This is a genomic window from Variovorax sp. EL159 (assembly GCF_900100965.1).
Classification (GTDB): domain Bacteria; phylum Pseudomonadota; class Gammaproteobacteria; order Burkholderiales; family Burkholderiaceae_C; genus Variovorax.
Genome location: NZ_FMUJ01000008.1, coordinates 26,650 through 42,915, shown reverse-complemented (window position 1 = coordinate 42,915; position 16,266 = coordinate 26,650). Strand labels below are relative to the sequence as shown.

The 16,266-nt window shown below is 66.4% G+C and carries 15 protein-coding genes; 4 read left to right on the top strand and 11 right to left on the bottom strand.

Annotation, left to right across the window (positions count from 1 at the left end; genetic code table 11):
• Positions 1 to 31: 31 nt before the first annotated feature.
• The 6 genes from BLQ28_RS27685 to BLQ28_RS27660 all read right to left on the bottom strand — a co-directional run bounded on the left by BLQ28_RS27685 (position 32) and on the right by BLQ28_RS27660 (position 6,794).
• Complete coding sequence (locus tag BLQ28_RS27685) at positions 32 to 1,162, bottom strand: acyl-CoA dehydrogenase family protein (protein WP_093246547.1); 1,131 nt, start codon at positions 1,160 to 1,162, stop codon at positions 32 to 34.
• Between the two features lie 33 nt (positions 1,163 to 1,195).
• Positions 1,196 to 2,446 (bottom strand): glutamate carboxypeptidase, encoded by a 1,251-nt coding sequence (locus BLQ28_RS27680; RefSeq protein WP_093246546.1) that lies wholly within the window; start codon positions 2,444 to 2,446, stop codon positions 1,196 to 1,198.
• 90 nt (positions 2,447 to 2,536) lie between these two features.
• Entirely contained in the window at positions 2,537 to 3,721 is a 1,185-nt protein-coding gene (locus tag BLQ28_RS27675) for an acetyl-CoA C-acyltransferase (RefSeq protein WP_093246545.1), read from the bottom strand.
• An 80-nt stretch (positions 3,722 to 3,801) separates the two neighbouring features.
• Positions 3,802 to 5,622: a bifunctional isocitrate dehydrogenase kinase/phosphatase gene (aceK, locus tag BLQ28_RS27670; protein WP_093246544.1), complete on the bottom strand. Its 1,821-nt coding sequence runs from the start codon at positions 5,620 to 5,622 to the stop codon at positions 3,802 to 3,804.
• 4 nt (positions 5,623 to 5,626) lie between these two features.
• On the bottom strand, positions 5,627 to 6,355 hold the full coding sequence (gene can, locus BLQ28_RS27665; RefSeq protein ID WP_093246543.1) for a carbonate dehydratase: 729 nt from the start codon (positions 6,353 to 6,355) through the stop codon (positions 5,627 to 5,629).
• A 40-nt stretch (positions 6,356 to 6,395) separates the two neighbouring features.
• On the bottom strand, positions 6,396 to 6,794 hold the full coding sequence (locus BLQ28_RS27660) for a MerR family transcriptional regulator (RefSeq protein ID WP_093246542.1): 399 nt from the start codon (positions 6,792 to 6,794) through the stop codon (positions 6,396 to 6,398).
• 118 nt (positions 6,795 to 6,912) lie between these two features.
• On the opposite strand from BLQ28_RS27660, the gene BLQ28_RS27655 reads away from it, so the two are divergent.
• The 4 genes from BLQ28_RS27655 (at position 6,913) to BLQ28_RS27640 (ending at position 11,076) form a co-directional block, all read left to right on the top strand.
• Complete coding sequence (locus BLQ28_RS27655) at positions 6,913 to 7,983, top strand: MBL fold metallo-hydrolase (protein ID WP_093246541.1); 1,071 nt, start codon at positions 6,913 to 6,915, stop codon at positions 7,981 to 7,983.
• Positions 7,984 to 8,013: 30 nt separating this feature from the next.
• Complete coding sequence (locus BLQ28_RS27650) at positions 8,014 to 9,324, top strand: leucine-rich repeat-containing protein kinase family protein (protein ID WP_093246540.1); 1,311 nt, start codon at positions 8,014 to 8,016, stop codon at positions 9,322 to 9,324.
• Entirely contained in the window at positions 9,321 to 10,232 is a 912-nt protein-coding gene (locus BLQ28_RS27645; RefSeq protein WP_093246539.1) for a pseudouridine synthase, read from the top strand. Before BLQ28_RS27650 ends, BLQ28_RS27645 begins: the two co-directional genes overlap by 4 nt.
• A 73-nt stretch (positions 10,233 to 10,305) precedes the next feature.
• A complete protein-coding gene (locus BLQ28_RS27640) occupies positions 10,306 to 11,076 on the top strand; it encodes an SDR family oxidoreductase (protein WP_093246538.1) in 771 nt (256 codons plus the stop codon).
• 16 nt (positions 11,077 to 11,092) lie between these two features.
• On the opposite strand, the gene BLQ28_RS27635 is transcribed toward BLQ28_RS27640, so the two are convergent.
• The 5 genes from BLQ28_RS27635 to BLQ28_RS27615 all read right to left on the bottom strand — a co-directional run bounded on the left by BLQ28_RS27635 (position 11,093) and on the right by BLQ28_RS27615 (position 16,265).
• Positions 11,093 to 12,064: a M48 family metallopeptidase gene (locus BLQ28_RS27635; protein WP_256327485.1), complete on the bottom strand. Its 972-nt coding sequence runs from the start codon at positions 12,062 to 12,064 to the stop codon at positions 11,093 to 11,095.
• A gap of 14 nt (positions 12,065 to 12,078) precedes the next feature.
• Positions 12,079 to 12,864, bottom strand: a complete 786-nt coding sequence (locus tag BLQ28_RS27630; protein ID WP_093246537.1) for a lysophospholipid acyltransferase family protein — start codon at positions 12,862 to 12,864, stop codon at positions 12,079 to 12,081.
• Positions 12,864 to 13,457, bottom strand: coding sequence for a D-glycero-beta-D-manno-heptose 1,7-bisphosphate 7-phosphatase (gmhB, locus tag BLQ28_RS27625; protein ID WP_093246536.1), 594 nt, complete (start codon positions 13,455 to 13,457; stop codon positions 12,864 to 12,866). Before gmhB ends, BLQ28_RS27630 begins: the two co-directional genes overlap by 1 nt.
• A 25-nt stretch (positions 13,458 to 13,482) precedes the next feature.
• The gene (glyS, locus tag BLQ28_RS27620) at positions 13,483 to 15,615 is read right to left on the bottom strand and encodes a glycine--tRNA ligase subunit beta (protein ID WP_093246535.1); all 2,133 of its coding nucleotides are present in this window, start codon (positions 15,613 to 15,615) and stop codon (positions 13,483 to 13,485) included.
• A 98-nt stretch (positions 15,616 to 15,713) separates the two neighbouring features.
• A complete protein-coding gene (locus BLQ28_RS27615; protein WP_093246534.1) occupies positions 15,714 to 16,265 on the bottom strand; it encodes a metal-dependent hydrolase in 552 nt (183 codons plus the stop codon).
• Between the last annotated feature and the right edge of the window lies 1 nt (position 16,266).

Below are 16,266 nucleotides of genomic sequence, written 5' to 3'. Positions count from 1 at the left end.
TCACCCTGCCGTGCGGCGGGGCTTCAGGACGTCAGGCCAGGGCGCGTTGGATCAGCAACTTCTGGATGTCCGACGTGCCTTCGTAGATCTGGCACACGCGCACGTCGCGGTAGATGCGCTCCAGCGGAAAGTCGTTCACGTAGCCATAGCCGCCCAGCGTCTGGATGGCGGCGCTGCACACGCGCTCGGCCATCTCGCTCGCGAAGAGCTTGGCCATGGCCGCTTCCTTCAGGCAGGGCCGGCCGGCATCGCGCAGGCTCGCTGCGTGCCAGATCAACTGGCGTGCGGCTTCGAGCTGCGTCGCGCATTCGGCCAGGCGAAAGCCCACGGCCTGCTGGTCGAAGATCGCGCCGCCGAAAGCCTGCCGCTCCTTGGCATAGGCCAGCGCCACGTCGAAGGCGCTGCGCGCCATGCCGACGCTCTGCGCCGCAATGCCGATGCGGCCCCCTTCGAGCGCGCCGAGCGCGATCTTGTAGCCCTCGCCTTCGGCGCCGATAAGGTTTTCCACCGGGATGCGGCAGCCGTCGAAGTTGATTTGTGCGGTGTCGCTGCTGTGCTGGCCCAGCTTGTCTTCGAGGCGCGCCACGTGGTAGCCCGGTGCATCGGTCGGCACGATGAACGCGCTCATGCCGCGCTTGCCCGCGCCCTTGTCGGTGACCGCGATGACGATGGCCACCTGCCCGTTCTTGCCGCTGGTGATGAACTGCTTCACACCGTCGATCACGTAGGCATCGCCATCCTTGCGCGCGGTGGTGCGCAGGCTCGATGCATCGCTGCCGGCCTGCGGCTCGGTGAGGCAGAAGGCGCCGAGCATCTGGCCCTGCGCCAGCGGCTCGAGCCACTTCTTTTTCTGCTGCGCATTGCCGTAACGCATGAGGATCGCGTTGACCGGGCAGTTGGTCACGCTGATCGCGGTGCTGGTGCCGCCGTCGCCGGCCGCGATTTCTTCGAGCACCAGCGCCAGCGTGAGGTAGTCCAGGCCCGCGCCGCCATGCTCCTCCGGCACGCAGATGCCATAGGCACCCAGCGCCGCGAGGCCTTGATGGGCCTCCTTCGGAAAGCTGTGCTCACGGTCCCACTTCGGGGCGTTGGGCCAGAGTTCGGCTTGCGAGAAATCGCGCACCGCGTCGCGGATGGCTTCCTGGTCGGCGCTGAGCAGCATGGCGTGTCTCCTGTCTTTTCTTCTTGTGCGGGCTTACTTGCCTGAGCCCAGGTCCATGATCAGGCGAGCGGCCATGTACAGGCGACGCGGAATGGCGCTGATGTCCACATACTCGGCCTTGTCGCTGTGGTAGCCGAAGCCCGGCAGGCCGAGGCTTTCGATCACGGGCTTGCCCGAGAGCGCCGCGTAGGCCGCGTCGGTGCCGCCGCCGGTGCGTTCTTCCACGCCGAGGTTGCCGCCCGCTTCCCTGTAGTAGCCCACGGCCTTGTCGACCAGCTTCTTGCCGCCTTCGCCGGCATTGAACGCCGGGCGCCCGCGCGTGACGATCACCTTGACGTCGGCCTCGGGCAGCTTCTTTTGCTGCGCGCGCTCTTCCAGCGTCTTCATGGCGGCGTCGAAGTCTTCGTTGCGCGCATAGCGCACGTCGGCATTCAGCGTGGCGCTGGCGGGGATGATGTTCGACACATTGCCGGCCTTGGCGATGGTCCAGTTGAAGCGCAGGTTCTTCGACTTGTCGTCGATGTTCATGGTGCGCAGCACGAGGTCGGAGGCCTCGACCAGCGCGTTCACGCCCAGTTCGGGCGCAGCGCCCGCATGCGAGGCCTTGCCGGTGATGTTGACCTGCACGTAGGCAATGCCCGAAGTGCCGAGCGAGAGCTTTTCGTCGCCTGCGCTGGTGGGCTCGAACGAGAGTACGTAGTCGGCCAGCTTGGCTTCTTCCTGGATCAGGTCGCGCGAGCCGAAGGAGCCCTTCTCTTCGTCGGTGTTGAACAGCACGGTGATGGTGCCGTAGTCGCGCACGCCGTAGTCCTTGAGCAGCTTGAGCGTGTGCAGGATGACGGCATTGCCGCCCTTGTCGTCGGCGATGCCGGGGCCGTAGGCCTTGTCGCCTTCGACGCGGAACGGCGCCTTGGCCAGGATGCCCTTCAGGTACACGGTGTCCATGTGCGAGAGCAGCAGCAGGTTCTTGCCGCCGCGGCCCTTGATCTTGCCCACGATGTTGTCGCCCACCACGATGCCGGCCGACTTGCTGCGCGTGACGGTGAAGCCCAGGTTCTTGAGCTCGCCCTCGAGGTAGTTGCCGGCGGCGGCGATGCCTTCGGCGTCACCGGTGCCGGTTTCGATGTTGACGAGCTTCTCGAGCGTCTTGATCACCGCGGGCTGCTCGTCGGTGGCGGCCTGGAACAGCACGTTGTCGCGCTTCTGGGCCCAGCTGGCGGCGGGTGCCAGGAAGGCGGTGGCCAGCAAGGCGGCAAGGGCGGTACGGTGGATGGATGGGCGCATGAAATCTCCTGCTCTACGCATTTATTGGAATTGGATGTCTGGATGAAAAAGCCGGCAGGCGCCCTTGCGTGGGCACCTCCAGCCCTGCTCTTATAGCAATTCGAGTGCCACGGCGGTGCCTTCGCCGCCGCCGATGCACAGCGTGGCCACGCCGCGCTTCTTGCCGCGCGCCTTCAGCGCATGAATGAGCGTGACCATGATGCGCGCGCCACTCGCGCCGATCGGATGGCCCAGCGCGCAGGCGCCGCCGTTCACGTTGACGATGTCGTGCGACACGTCGAGTTCGTGCATGAGCGCCATCGGCACCACGGCGAAGGCTTCGTTCACCTCCCACAGGTCGACGTCCTTCACGGTCCAGCCGGTCTTCTTGAACAGCTTGGCGACGGCGCCGACGGGCGCGGTGGAGAACCACTCGGGCTGCTGTGCGTGCGTGGCATGGCCGACGATGCGGGCGATGGGCTTGGCGCCGATCTTCTTCGCATGCGACTCGGTCATCATGACCAGCGCGGCCGCGCCGTCGTTGATCGACGAGCTCGATGCGGCGGTGATGGTGCCGTTTTCTTTCTTGAACGCGGGCTTGAGCGTCGGGATCTTGTCGAGTTTGACCTTGCCCGGGCCTTCGTCGACCGAGATCACGGTGTCGCCGCTGCGGCCCTTCACGGTGACGGGCACGATCTCTTCCTTGAAAGCACCCGATTCGGTCGCGGCCTTGGCGCGCTGCACGCTGGCGATGGCAAAGGCGTCCTGCTGCTCGCGGGTGAAGTTGTACTTGGCCGCGCAGTCTTCGCCGAAGGTGCCCATGGAGCGGCCCGGTTGGTAGGCGTCTTCGAGGCCGTCCAGCATCATGTGGTCGAAGATGCGGTCGTGGCCCATGCGGTAGCCGCCGCGGCCCTTGAGCATGAGGTAAGGCGCGTTGGTCATGCTTTCCATGCCGCCCGCCACGATCACGTCGTGCGTGCCGGCCAGCAGCAGGTCGTGCGCGAGCATCGCGGCCTTCATGGCCGAGCCGCACATCTTGCTGAGCGTGACAGCGCCGGCGCTGTCGGGCAGGCCGCCCTTGTAGGCCGCCTGGCGTGCAGGCGCCTGGCCCTGGCCGGCCATCAGGCAGTTGCCGAACAGCACTTCGCCCACGCTCTCGGGCGCGATGCCCGCGCGCTCGACGGCGGCCTTGATGGCGGCACCGCCGAGGTCGTGCGCGGAGAGGGAAGAAAAGTCGCCCTGGAAGCCCCCCATGGGGGTGCGGGCGGCGCCGACGATGACGATGGATTCGGACATGGGAGGTCTCCTTCTGGAATGTGAAAGCAAAAAGCGGACGTTGAAGCAGTCGGCCGCGGCGCGCGGCGCGGCCAGTGGTGTCAGAAATGCGTCGCGTGCCCCTCGTGCTGGAAGCGCTGCGACTCTTCGTACGGGAACACATCGAGCATCTGGCCGGCCTGGATGCGTTCCTTGTGGTGCTGCCAGAAGGCGGCGTCGAGCAGGTCGGCGTGGTGCGCCATGAAGGCTTCGCGCACGTCCTTGTTGCCCAGCAGGAAGGGCTCGAAGGTCTCGGGGAACACGTCCTTCGGGCCGACCGAATACCAGACCTCGCCGCTCATCTCGTCTTCTTCGTTGCGCGGCGTGGGCACCTTGCGGAACTTGCAGTCGGTGACGTATTCGATCTCGTCGTAGTCATAGAACACGACCTTGCCGCCGCGCGTGACGCCGAAGTTCTTCCACAGCATGTCGCCCGGAAAGATGTTGGCGGCCACCATGTCCTTGATGGCGTTGCCGTACTCGATCACCGCATGCTCGAGCTGGTCTTTCGCGCGCCTGGCCTGGGCCGGGCTCTCGGGGTGCGCCAGTGTGTCGAAGGCTTCCTGCAGGTAGATGTTGAGCGGGATCATGCGGCGCTCGATGTAGACGTGCTTGACCACCAGCTCCATCTCCCCGTTGCCGTCGCGGTCGCCGATCTCGAGCTGGCTGGGCGCGAACTTGCGGATCTCCTCGATCAGCTCGGGCTCGAAGCGGTCGAGCGGAAAACCCACGTCGCTGTACTCCAGCGTGTCGGCCATGCGGCCCACGCGGTCGTGCTGCTTCACGAGCATGTACTTGCCCTTGATCTGCTCGCGCGTGGTGTCCTTCTGCGGCGGATAGAAGTCCTTGATGACCTTGAACACGAACGGGAACGACGGCAGGTCGAACACCAGCATGACCATGCCCTTGATGCCGGGCGCGATGCGAAAGCGGTCGCTCGAGTAGTTCAGGTGCGACAGAAAGTCGCGGTAGAAGAGCGTCTTGCCCTGCTTGGCCAGGCCCAGCGCGTTGTAGATCTCGGCGCGCGGCTTGCGCGGCATGAGCGAGCGCAAAAACTGCACGCAGGCCGAGGGCACTTCCATGTCGACCATGAAGTAGGCGCGCGCAAAGCTGAACAGCATCTGCAGGTCGTCTTCGCCGAACAGCGCGGCGTCGATGTAGAACTTGCCGCGGCTGTCGTGCAGGATCGGCAGCGAAAACGGGATCTCGGTGAAGCCGTTCAGGATGCGGCCGACCACATAGGCGCCCTTGTTGCGAAAGAACAGGCCCGAGAGCACCTGCAGCTGGAAGTTGGCGCGCAGCTTGACCTGGTGGAAGCGGTTCAGGATGACGTGCGCCACGCGCTCGGCATCGCGCCGCTTGTTGGCATAGCTGCCCTGCAGCGCGAAGTCGTCGAGCATCTGCTCGATGGTGTCGGCCAGCGTGTCGTGCGCGGGGTAGTACGGGCGGTAGGTGGGCGCGCCGCGCGGCTCGATGTACTCGGTGCTGATGGCCGGCCGAACGAAGATGAAGTCGTTCTGAAAGTACGCGCGGTGCAGGATCTTGGTGGTGACCGAGTTGAAGAAACTCTCGGCCAGCTCGGGCTGGTGGTGGTCCACCAGCAAGCCGATGAAGTGCAGCTTGACCTGGTGCCACACCTCCATCGGCTGGTCGCCGGCCTTGAACTCTTTTTCGAGCCGGGCCACGGCCTCGTTCACGCGCAGGTCGTAGAACTCGATGCGCTCGCGCTGCGCGCGCTGCTGGCCATGCCAGTCGGCGGTCTCGAAACGGTGCTTGGCGCGCGCCGATTCGGCGCGAAACAACCGGTAGTGCCGATTGAATCCGTCGATCATCGCCTTGGCGATGTCGTAGGCCAGCGGCGAATCGAGACGCTGCGGGAACATGGACTCAACCGGTCTTGTCTTCGCTGCCTTCGGTTCCGTCGGCCCCGGCCAGTGCGCTGGGCGACAGGCCCTGCGGCTTGCTCCACTTGTAGCGGATGCGCTGCACCGCGGCCTTGTAGATGGCGTCGAGTGGCTTGTCGCCGTCGACGCTCAAGCCCAGGTCTTGCAGCAGGCCGTCGTGCACGCCGAAGGTCCAGCCGTGGATGCGGACCTTCTGGCCACGCGCCCAGCCATCGACCATGACGGTACTGACGGCCACGTTGACCACCTGCTCGGCCACGTTGAGCTCGCACAGGGCATCGGCGCGCACGTCTTCGGGCAGGGTTTCGAGCATCACGGCGTGACGGTCGCGCACGTCCTGGATGTGGCGGATCCAGTTGTCGGCCAGGCCAATGCGCTTGCCGCTGAGGGCCGCCTTGACGCCGGCACAGCCGTAGTGGCCAACCACCATGATGTGCTCGACCTTCAGGTGTTCGACCGCGAACTGGATCGCCGACAGCGCATTCAGGTCGGAATGGACCACGATGTTGGCGACGTTGCGGTGAACGAACACCTCGCCTGGTTCCAGGCCGGTGATCTGGTTGGCGGGCACGCGGCTGTCGGAACAGCCGATCCACATGTAGCGTGGCGTCTGCTGCTCCACCAGGCCGGTGAAGAAGCCGGGCCTGTCGCGTTCCATCTGTGCTGACCAGGCACGGTTGTGGGCAAAGAGGTCGTCGAGGTTGTCGGACATAGGAACCTATTGTCGGTGAGTCGTGTTTCCGGCCGGGATGTCAGGCCGCCCTGGCTGCCTTCTGCGCGCGTGCCAGCGTGGCCCGGCCCTTTTTTTCGTGAGCACGCACTTCCGCGATATTGGCCTGCAGCTCTGCCAGTTGCGCTTCGAGCTGCGCCCGGTGCGCGCCCAGCACGCCCAGGAACTTCTGCAGCTGCGGCACCGTATCTTGCGGGCTGTCGTACATGTCGAGGATGTCCTTGGCCTCCGTCAGGCTCAGGCCGAGGCGCTTGGCGCGCAGCGTGAGCGTGAGCCGGGCCCGGTCGCGCGCGCTGTAGATGCGCTGCAGGCCGGCCCGCTCGGGCATGAGCAGGCCCATGTCCTCGTAGAAGCGGATGGCCCGCGTCGTGAGGTCGAACTCCTTCGCGAGCTGGCTGATGGTGAAGGTTTGCGCGGGCATGGAGGCGGTGCGTTTCGAAAGCGCCAGGAGGGACGTTACGAGGGCGACAGCAGCTTCTTGCCGCGCTCCCTACAATGATGCCATCCACACATGACGTTTACGTAAACGTCAATCTTACATGAACCTCCTCGAACGCGAACTCCACTACCCGATGGGCGACACCCTGCCCGAGCCCGGCACCGCACTGGAGGTGGCACCCGGCGTACGCTGGATCCGCATGCGGCTGCCCTTTGCGCTGGACCACATCAACCTCTGGCTGCTGCGCGACACCCTCGACGGCGTCGAGGGCTGGACGGTGGTCGACTGCTGCATCGCACGCGACGAAGCGCGCGCGCAGTGGGAACAGGTGTTCGAGACGCAACTGCAGGGCATGCCGATCCTGCGCGTGATCGTCACCCACATGCACCCCGACCACATCGGTCTGGCCGACTGGCTGTGCACGCGCTGGAACGCGCCGCTGTGGATCAGCTCGACCGACTACCACGTGGCGCGCGTGCTGACCACCGCCGGCGACAGCGCGGCGGGCGGCGAGCACGCCGCGAAGTTCTTCGCCTCGCATGGCCTGACCGACCCCGAGGCCGTCGCCAAGATCCGCGCGCGCACCAATTACTACGCGGGCATGGTGCCTTCGGTGCCCGACAACTTCACGCGCATGCTCGATGGCGACACCGTCATGATCGGCGGCCACGCCTGGCGCTGCATCAGCGGCTACGGCCACGCGCCGGAGCACATCTCGCTGTACTGCGACGAACTGAAGCTGCTGCTGGGCGGCGACATGATGCTGCCGCGCATCTCCACCAACGTGAGCGTGCATGCGGGCGAGCCCGAGGCCAACTCGCTGCGGCTCTTTCTCGACAGCATCGACAAGTTCAAGGCGCTGCCGGCCGACACGCTCGGCCTGCCCTCGCACGGCAAGCCGTTCACCGGCATCCACCGCCGCGTCGACCAGCTGCAGGAACACCACCGCGACCGGTTGGCCGAACTGCTCGAAGCCTGCACCGCACGCCCGCTGACCGCCGCCGAGGGCCTGCCGATCCTGTTCAAGCGCGAACTCGACCTGCACCAGATGACCTTCGCCATGGGCGAGACGGTGGCCCACCTGCACCTGCTGTGGTTCTCGGGCCAGGTCAAGCGCGAGCTGGGGAAAGACGGCATCTACCGCTTCGGCGCCCAAAGCACCACAGCCTAGGGTGAGGCCCTGGCGATTTAGACTCGCCGGATGGACGACACGCTGGCTCAGCTGCGCGCGGGCCGGCTGGCAGGCGCAAAACGAATCGATCTCTCGTGCGGGCTCACCGAGTTCCCGCGCGAGCTTTTCGACCTTTCCGATTCACTCGAAACACTGAACCTCTCGGGCAATGCGCTGAGCGCGCTGCCCGACGACCTGGGCCGGCTGCACCGGCTGCGCGTGCTGTTCTGCTCGGACAACCGCTTCACCGAGCTGCCTGCATCCATAGGCCAGTGCCGCGAACTCGACATCGTCGGCTTCAAGGCCAACCGCATCCGCAGCGTGCCGGCCGAAGCACTGCCGGCTTCGCTGCGCTGGCTGATCCTCACCGACAACCAGATCGAGGAACTGCCCGACACGCTCGGCCAGTGCACGCGGATGCAGAAGCTGATGCTGGCGGGCAACCGCCTGCGCGCACTGCCGGAATCGGTGGCCGCCTGCCGGCAGCTCGAACTGCTGCGCATTTCGGCCAACCGTTTCGAGGCGCTGCCCGACTGGCTGCTCTCGCTGCCGCGCCTGTCGTGGCTCGCTGCGGCGGGCAACCCCTTCGACACGCAGGCGGAAGACGCGGCGATCACCGCGCAGTCGGTGCCGCACGTCGACTGGCGCGAACTGACGCTTGGCAAGAAGCTCGGCGAAGGCGCCTCGGGCGTGATCCATCAGGCGACGCTGGGTGCGGCCCAACAGCCGGTGGCGGTCAAGCTGTTCAAGGGCGCGGTCACCAGCGACGGCTGGCCGCACAGCGAAATGGCCGCCTGCATCGCGGCCGGCGAGCACCCCACGCTGATTGCGGCGCAGAGCCGCATCGACGGCCATCCCGATGGCACCCAAGGCCTGGTGATGGCGCTGGTGGACCCGTCGTTCATCACGCTCGCGGGACCGCCGAGCCTGGCGTCGTGCACGCGCGATGTCTATGCAGGCGATGCGCGCTGGTCTTCCGACGTGGCGCTGCGCATCGCACACGACATCGCCTCGGCCATGCAGCACCTGCATGCGCAAGGCATCCTGCACGGCGACCTCTACGCACACAACATCCTGTGGAACGCACAAGGCGGCGGCCGGCTCGGCGACTTCGGCGCGGCCTGGATGACCCGCTCGCTCGATGTCGAACAGGCTCTGGCATTGCAACGCCTGGAGATGCGCGCCTTCGGCTGCCTGCTGGAAGAACTGCTCGAACGCTGCAGCGATGCGCCACCGCAAGCCGTGGTGGCGTTGAAAGACCGCTGCATGCACCCCGACGTGGCAGCGCGCCCCTCGTTCGCTGAAGCCCTGTCGGTGGTGCAGCGAGAACTCGCGCAATGACGAACCGCCGGCTGCCGCTGCCCACGCGCGACGGCGTCGGCCCGAGCTGCGTAGGCTTGCCGCACGGCCCCTGGCCCACCATCGCCGAATTCCTGATCGAGCGCTTTCCCGCCATCACGCGCGAGGCCTGGCTCGAACGCATTGCGGCCGGCGACGTGATCGACGAACACCATGTGCCGGTGACCACCGAGCGCCGCTATCAATCGCCGCTGCGCGTTTACTACTACCGCACGCTCGATGGCGAGGTGACCATCCCGTTCGAGGAGCAGGTGCTGTTCCAGGACGACCAGCTCGTGGTCGCGGACAAGCCCCCTTTCCTGCCCGTCACGCCCACCGGCAAGTACCTGCAGCAAAGCCTGCTGGTGCGGCTCAAGCGCAAGCTGAAGATCGACGACCTCGTGCCGCTGCACCGCATCGACCGCAGCACTTCGGGGCTGGTGCTGTTCTCGGTGCGCCCCGAAACGCGCGGCGCCTACCAGGCGATGTTTCCCGAGCGCCGCATCGCCAAGCACTATGAGGCGGTGGTGCCGTGGCACGACGGCGTGTCGTCGGTGCCCGAGGTCTACCGCAGCCGGCTGGTCGACGACGAACACTTCATGCGTGTGAAAGAAGAACCGGGCGAGCCCAACTCCGAGACCCGCATCGTGCTGCAAGAGGCGCGCAACGGCCAGGCACGGCTGAAGCTCTCGCCGGTCACGGGCCGCAAGCACCAGTTGCGCGTGCACTGCATGGCGCTGGGCATGCCGATCGTGAACGACCCGATCTACCCCACGCTGCTGCCCGAGAACACCGACGACTTCGACAAGCCCCTGCAGTTGCTGGCCAAGTCGGTGGCCTTTCTCGACCCGGTCACCGGCGACCTGCGCAGTTTCACGAGCCCCCGCAGCCTGTCGCTGGCACCAAGGTGACGCGGCGCGGACGCGCCGCGCACTAAGCTCGTTTCCTGAAACCCCTCTTTCTCATTCAGGAGACACCTGCACCATGGACACCACCCAACTCTTCTCGCTGAAGGGCCGCAGCGCCTTGATCACCGGCGGCTCGCGCGGCATCGGCCGCATGATCGCCGAAGGCTTCCTGGCGCAGGGCGCGCGTGTGTACATCTCGGCGCGCAAGGCGGCGGCCTGCGACCAGACCGCGAAGGAGCTGTCGGCTTTCGGCCACTGCGTGTCGCTGCCAGCCGACGTGTCGACGGTGGAAGGCGCGCAGGCGCTGGTCGATGCCTACGCCAAACATGAAGGCTCGCTCGACATCCTCGTCAACAACGCCGGTGCCGCCTGGGGCGCGCCGTACGAGGAGTTTCCGGAAAGCGGCTGGGACAAGGTGGTCGACCTGAACCTGAAGACCCCCTTCTTCCTCACGAAGGCGCTGACGCCGATGCTCAAGAAGGCCGCGACCGATCATCTGGCCAAGGTCATCAACATCGCGTCGATCGACGGCATCTCGATCAACCCGCAGGAAACGTACTCCTACGCGGCCAGCAAGGCCGGTCTGATCCAGCTCACGCGGCGCATGGCGCTGCGCCTTGCGCAAGACCGCATCGTGGTGAGCGCGATCGCACCCGGTGCGTTTGCGTCGGACATGAACAAGGTGGCGCGCGACCACGCGGACGAGGTCAAGGAACGCATTCCGGCCGGGCGCATCGGCGTGCCCGAAGACATGGCCGGCGCCGCCATCTACCTGGCGTCGCGCGCCGGCGACTACGTGATGGGCTCGACGCTGGTGGTCGACGGCGGCGTCACGCACGCCCGCTGAGGCTTTCTTTTTTCTTCTACGACCAGCGAGGGACGGCTTCGTCCTTCAGCTTCTGCCGCAGGACGTCGTAGTCGGGTACCACGCTCTCGACCGTTTCCCAAAAGCGGTGCGAGTGGTCCATCACCCGCAGGTGGGCCAGCTCGTGCGCGACCACGTAGTCGATCACCGGCAGCCCGAAATGGATCAACCGCCAGTTGAGGCGGATCGATCCGTCTGCGCTCGCGCTGCCCCAACGCGTTGCCGCATTCGACAGCGACAGCTTCTGCCAGCTCACCCCGAGCCGGGGCGCGAAGTGATCGAGCCGCTCGATGAACAGGCGCCGCGCCTGCCGCATGAGCCAGGCCTGCGCCGCATCGCGGATCTGCGAGGGCTCGGCGTTCTGCGCCACCGCCAGCCGCAACGTGCGGGGGCCGTCGCCCTCGGCCGCGTCGAGCGTGCCTCCGACGCTCGCAAAGCCGTGCTTCGGGTCGAGCTGGATCACCACCGGCTCGCCCATGAAGGGAAATTCGGCGCCGTCTTTCCAGTCGATGCGCGTGGCCTCGACCCGCGCATGGCGCTGCTGCGTCTCGGTGAGCTTGCGCAGGATCCAGTCGGCCTTCTCGCGGATCGCGGCATCGACATCGCGCAATGCCACCCAGCGCGGCGCGCGCACCGACAGGCCTTCGGCGCCCACCAGGAAGCCGATGGTCTTGCGCTTGCCGCGCTTGAACTCATACGCCACGCGCGCCGAGCCCAGCACCACTTCACGCGTGGCCTGCGGGTGCACGAAGTTCGCAAGGGTCAGCGTGTCCGACAACGGAACCGCGGGCGGTGCGTCCCGGTCTTCCTGCGTCAGGGGTGACGGTGGCGTCGACGGGGCCACGGCAGCGGGCGGCAGCATCGGCGGCTTGGGCTTCTTTGCCCGCTTGGGCGGCGCGGGCGGCTGCGGCGCGAACTCGCTCCCCAGCCCCTCGAACAGGTCCATCGTGAACTGCAGCAGCCCCCGCATATCGGATGCCTTGTTCAGCGTGCGTCCGATGGCGACGACGGCAGGGGTTGCGGCTGCTGCGGGCTGTCGACGTAGGCCTCGGGGTCGAGGCGGCGCATCTCGGCCTCGATCCAGGCTTCGACCTCGCGCATCAGTTCGTCGGGCTTGCGGCCCACGCTCGGGATCGCTGGGCCGATGGACACATCGACCACGCCCGGACGCTTGATGAAGGCCTTGCGCGGCCAGACCTTGGCCGAGGTGACGGCAATCGGGATCACCGGCACGCCCGTCTCGCAGGCCAGCCGCGTGCCGCCGCTCTTGTAGGTGCCTTTCTGGCCGCGCGGAATGCGCGTGCCTTCGGGGAACATGATGATCCAGATGCCCTGCGCCAGCAGCTTGCGGCCCTGGTTGACCACCTTGTTGAAGGCCTGCGCGCGCTGGCTGCGATCGATGTGGATCATGTCCAGCCGCGCCATCGCCCAGCCGAAGAACGGCACGTAGATCAGCTCTTTCTTGAACACGTAGGCCAGCGGGTGCGGCATCAGCGTGGGCATGAGGAAGGTTTCGAGCGTGGACTGGTGCTTGACCAGCAGCACCGCGCCCGCGAGCTTGTCGGTCGGCAGGTTCTCCATGCCGCTCACGCGCGTCTTGATGCCCAGCAGCACCCGTGCGCCGCCGATGGCCCACCCGAGCCACCGCGCCGCCATCCAGTAGAGCGGAATCCCGCGCTTCCAGAGCGAGCTGACGCACATGATGATGCCCCAGGGCACGACGGTGACGAGCATCCACAGGGCGTGGAGAACGGAACGGAAAAACGCCATCAGACAGCTACCTGCAGTGCAGCCTGTGCTTCGCGCACAAGCAGAAAGTCGACAAAGGCGGCGAGGCTCTCGTGAACCATCGTGTTCGCCGGATATTCGGGCGGCAGCGGATCGACGCCGATGCAGGCCGCGCCCATGCCCGTGAGCAGCAGGTGCGGCTCGCAGCCGGCGGCGGCGCCGGCTTGCAAATCGCGCAGGCTGTCGCCGGCCGTCGGCACGCCCTTCAGATCGATGCCGTAGCGGTCGCCGATCTGCAGGAACAGGCCCGGCTTCGGCTTGCGGCACTCGCAGTCTTCGTCGGGGCTGTGCGGGCAATAGAACACCGCATCGACCTTGCCGCCCACCGCCGCGAGCATCTTGTGCATCTTGGCGTGCATGGCATTGAGTGAAGCCATGTCGAACAGGCCGCGCCCCAGGCCCGACTGGTTGGACGCGATCACCACGTGCCAGCCCGCATGGTTGAGCCGCGCCACCGCCTCCAGCGCGCCGGGCAACGGCGTCCACTCGATGTCGCTCTTGACGAAATCTTCGCGGTGCACGTTGATCGTGCCGTTGCGGTCGAGGATGACGAGTTTCATGGCGGTGCCACCCATGGTGAGGTTGCCTGGAAAATCGGACTCAGACGGCCAGCCGCTCGAGCTGCGCCACGCGGTTCATCGCGGCGTGCAGCGACATCAGCAGGCCCAGGCGGTTCAGGCGCAGGTCAGCCTGCTCGGCGTTGACCATCACGCCGTCGAAGAAGGCATCGACCGGCTCGCGCAGCGCGGCCAGCGTCTGCAATGAGGCGGTGTAGTCGCCGGCGTCGAACTGCGCGTTGGCGGCGGGCACGACCTGCGCCATGGCCGCGTGCAGCGCTTTCTCGGCGGGCTCCTGCAGCAGCAGCTCGCTCACGTGTGCGTCGGCCTCGGGTGCCTTCTTGAGGATGTTGCCGATGCGCTTGTTGGCAGCGGCCAGCGCAGGCGCCTCAGGCAGCGCAGCGAAAGAGCGGACGGCCAAGAGTCTCTGGTCAATTTCGCCAAGTCGGCTCGGCCGCAACGCCAAAACTGCATCGACCTGCTGCGTACTGAAAATCGAACCACGATAACTACTGGCGATACGCTCGTAGAAAAAGTCGAGCAGCTCTGCCAAGGGGTCCGAAATGCGCTCCCCGAAAACCGGAATAGCCAGCTTCAGCAGGACGTCCAGTGAGGGCGCTGGAAAAAGAGGGGACTCTTCATCAGCCAAGATACGAATCACGCCGAGGGCGTGGCGGCGCAACGCAAACGGATCTTTATCGCCGGTTGGCAAGTTACCAATGCCAAACATACCGACCAAGGTTTCGAGCTTGTCGGCCAAGGCTACAACTGCACCTACTTCGTTGCGAGGCAAGTCGTCTCCGGAGAATCGCGGCTTGTAGTGGTCCTCGATTGCATTGGCCACCAAGATATCAAGCCCATCATGCAGCGCGTAGTAGCGCCCCATGGTGCCTTGCAGCTCGGGAAACTCTCCGACCATGTCTGTTACGAGGTCGGCCTTGGCGAGTTGGGCGGCTTGTGTTGCCAGCGCGGCGAGCGTGGTGTCACCGATCTTTTCGGCAATGCCGCGCGCGATGTGCATCACGCGCTGCACGCGCTCGCCCTGCGTGCCGAGCTTGTTGTGATAGACCACCTTGCCCAGCGACTCGACGCGCGAGGCCAGCGACTTCTTGCGGTCCTGGTCGAAGAAGAACTTGGCATCGGCCAAGCGCGGGCGCACCACGCGCTCGTTGCCGCCGATCACCGCGCTCGCATCGTCGGGGCTGATGTTGCTGACCACCAGGAACTGGTTCGTGAGCTTGTTCGACGCGTCGAGCAACGGAAAGTACTTCTGGTTGGCCTTCATCGTGAGGATCAGGCATTCCTGCGGCACTTCGAGGAACTCGCGCTCGAAGCTGCAGACCAGCACGTTGGGGCGTTCGACCAGCGCGGTCACTTCATCGAGCAGCGCGTCGTCGTGGATGGGCACCGAGCCTCCGCCGACCTTCACCGCGGCGGCTGCCAGCTGGCGTGCGATTTCGGCGCGGCGCGCCTCGAAGCTCGCGATGACCGCGCCGTCTTCCTGCAGTTGCAGTGCATAGCCGTTGGCATCGCGCAGCACGACCGGATCGACCGCCGCCTCGAAGCGGTGGCCGTGCGTTTCGCGGCCGGCCTGGAGGCCCAGCGCCTCGACGGGCACGACGGCATCGCCATGCAGCGCGACGAGGCCGTGCGCGGGACGCACGAAGCTCACGCTGGTCCAGCCCGGCAGCTCACAGCCGCTTTCGAGCTGGTAGCTCATGACCTTCGGAATCGGCAGCTTGGCAATGGCTTCGGCCAGCGCCTTCTGCAGGCCCTCGGCCAGCGTCGCGCCCTTGGCGGTGCTTTCGTAGAACAGTGCTTCGGCCTTGCCGTCCATCGCGCGCTTGAGGCCGGGCACGGCCGAGGCGTCGGCGCCGAGCGCACCCAGGCGCTTGAGCAGCGCCGGCGTGGGCTGGCCCGATGCATCGAGGCCCACGGCCACGGGCATGAGCTTTTGCGACACGGCCTTGTCGGCGGCGCGCTCGGCCACGTGCGTGATGTGCGCGGCCAGGCGGCGCGGCGAGGCGTAGGCGGTCAGCACCGCACCCGCTTCGGCAAGCCCCTGCGCCACCAGCTGGTCGCGCAGCACGCCGGCAAAGGCGTCACCGAGCTTCTTCAACGCCTTGGGTGGCAATTCCTCGACAAACAGTTCGACAAGAAGGCTGGCAGACGACATGGCTCAGAGGGATAGGACGAAAACTGCGCCGCAAGCGGCGCCGGTCACGGGCACGCAGCAATGCGGCACCGTGGAAGGGAAAGAGAAAGAGAAACGGTTCATGCGGCGACGGCGCCGTCGCGCCGCTCCACGCTGCGGCGCGCCACGAGCGCAAGCACCGCCACCACCAGCAGCGGTGCCCAGACGGTGAACATCTCATTGAGCAGCACCTGCGCGCCGCGCGGCGAGAAGAAACGCTTGAGCGCGATCGGCGACACCTCGATGGGCCGCCACGGGCTGAAGTAGCGCACGTCGCTGAACGGCCAGAAGAAGGCGATGCCGATGCCGCCGTTGGTCAGCATGTCCAGCAGCGGATGCGACACGGTGCACAGCGCGATCCACGCCCAGCCCGTCGCGCGGCGCATGCCCCAGCGCGGCGCGAGCCACCAGCCGACGAGGCCGAACACCAGCGCGAACAGCAGGGTGTGCGTGAAGCCGCGGTGGCCGCCCATGCCGCCATAGGCGATGCCGAGCTTGAAGGCGAGGCCGTCGAAGTCCGGCACGATGGCCGCGAGCATGCCCACGAGCAACGCCGCCACCGGCACGCGCCGCTTGCCCAGCGCAATGGCTGCGCAGACGGGGACGGCGACGTGGGTGAAGATCGTTGGCATG

Excerpts from the sequence above, each read along its gene's own strand:
- BLQ28_RS27685 (WP_093246547.1), bottom strand. The coding sequence starts at position 1,162 with ATGCTGCTCAGCGCCGACCAGGAAGCCATCCGCGACGCGGTGCGCGAT.
- BLQ28_RS27680 (WP_093246546.1), bottom strand. The coding sequence starts at position 2,446 with ATGCGCCCATCCATCCACCGTACCGCCCTTGCCGCCTTGCTGGCCACC.
- BLQ28_RS27675 (WP_093246545.1), bottom strand. The coding sequence starts at position 3,721 with ATGTCCGAATCCATCGTCATCGTCGGCGCCGCCCGCACCCCCATGGGG.
- aceK (WP_093246544.1), bottom strand. The coding sequence starts at position 5,622 with ATGTTCCCGCAGCGTCTCGATTCGCCGCTGGCCTACGACATCGCCAAG.
- can (WP_093246543.1), bottom strand. The coding sequence starts at position 6,355 with ATGTCCGACAACCTCGACGACCTCTTTGCCCACAACCGTGCCTGGTCA.
- BLQ28_RS27660 (WP_093246542.1), bottom strand. The coding sequence starts at position 6,794 with ATGCCCGCGCAAACCTTCACCATCAGCCAGCTCGCGAAGGAGTTCGAC.
- BLQ28_RS27655 (WP_093246541.1), top strand. The coding sequence starts at position 6,913 with ATGAACCTCCTCGAACGCGAACTCCACTACCCGATGGGCGACACCCTG.
- BLQ28_RS27650 (WP_093246540.1), top strand. The coding sequence starts at position 8,014 with ATGGACGACACGCTGGCTCAGCTGCGCGCGGGCCGGCTGGCAGGCGCA.
- BLQ28_RS27645 (WP_093246539.1), top strand. The coding sequence starts at position 9,321 with ATGACGAACCGCCGGCTGCCGCTGCCCACGCGCGACGGCGTCGGCCCG.
- BLQ28_RS27640 (WP_093246538.1), top strand. The coding sequence starts at position 10,306 with ATGGACACCACCCAACTCTTCTCGCTGAAGGGCCGCAGCGCCTTGATC.
- BLQ28_RS27635 (WP_256327485.1), bottom strand. The coding sequence starts at position 12,064 with ATGCGGGGGCTGCTGCAGTTCACGATGGACCTGTTCGAGGGGCTGGGG.
- BLQ28_RS27630 (WP_093246537.1), bottom strand. The coding sequence starts at position 12,864 with ATGGCGTTTTTCCGTTCCGTTCTCCACGCCCTGTGGATGCTCGTCACC.
- gmhB (WP_093246536.1), bottom strand. The coding sequence starts at position 13,457 with ATGGGTGGCACCGCCATGAAACTCGTCATCCTCGACCGCAACGGCACG.
- glyS (WP_093246535.1), bottom strand. The coding sequence starts at position 15,615 with ATGTCGTCTGCCAGCCTTCTTGTCGAACTGTTTGTCGAGGAATTGCCA.
- BLQ28_RS27615 (WP_093246534.1), bottom strand. The coding sequence starts at position 16,265 with ATGCCAACGATCTTCACCCACGTCGCCGTCCCCGTCTGCGCAGCCATT.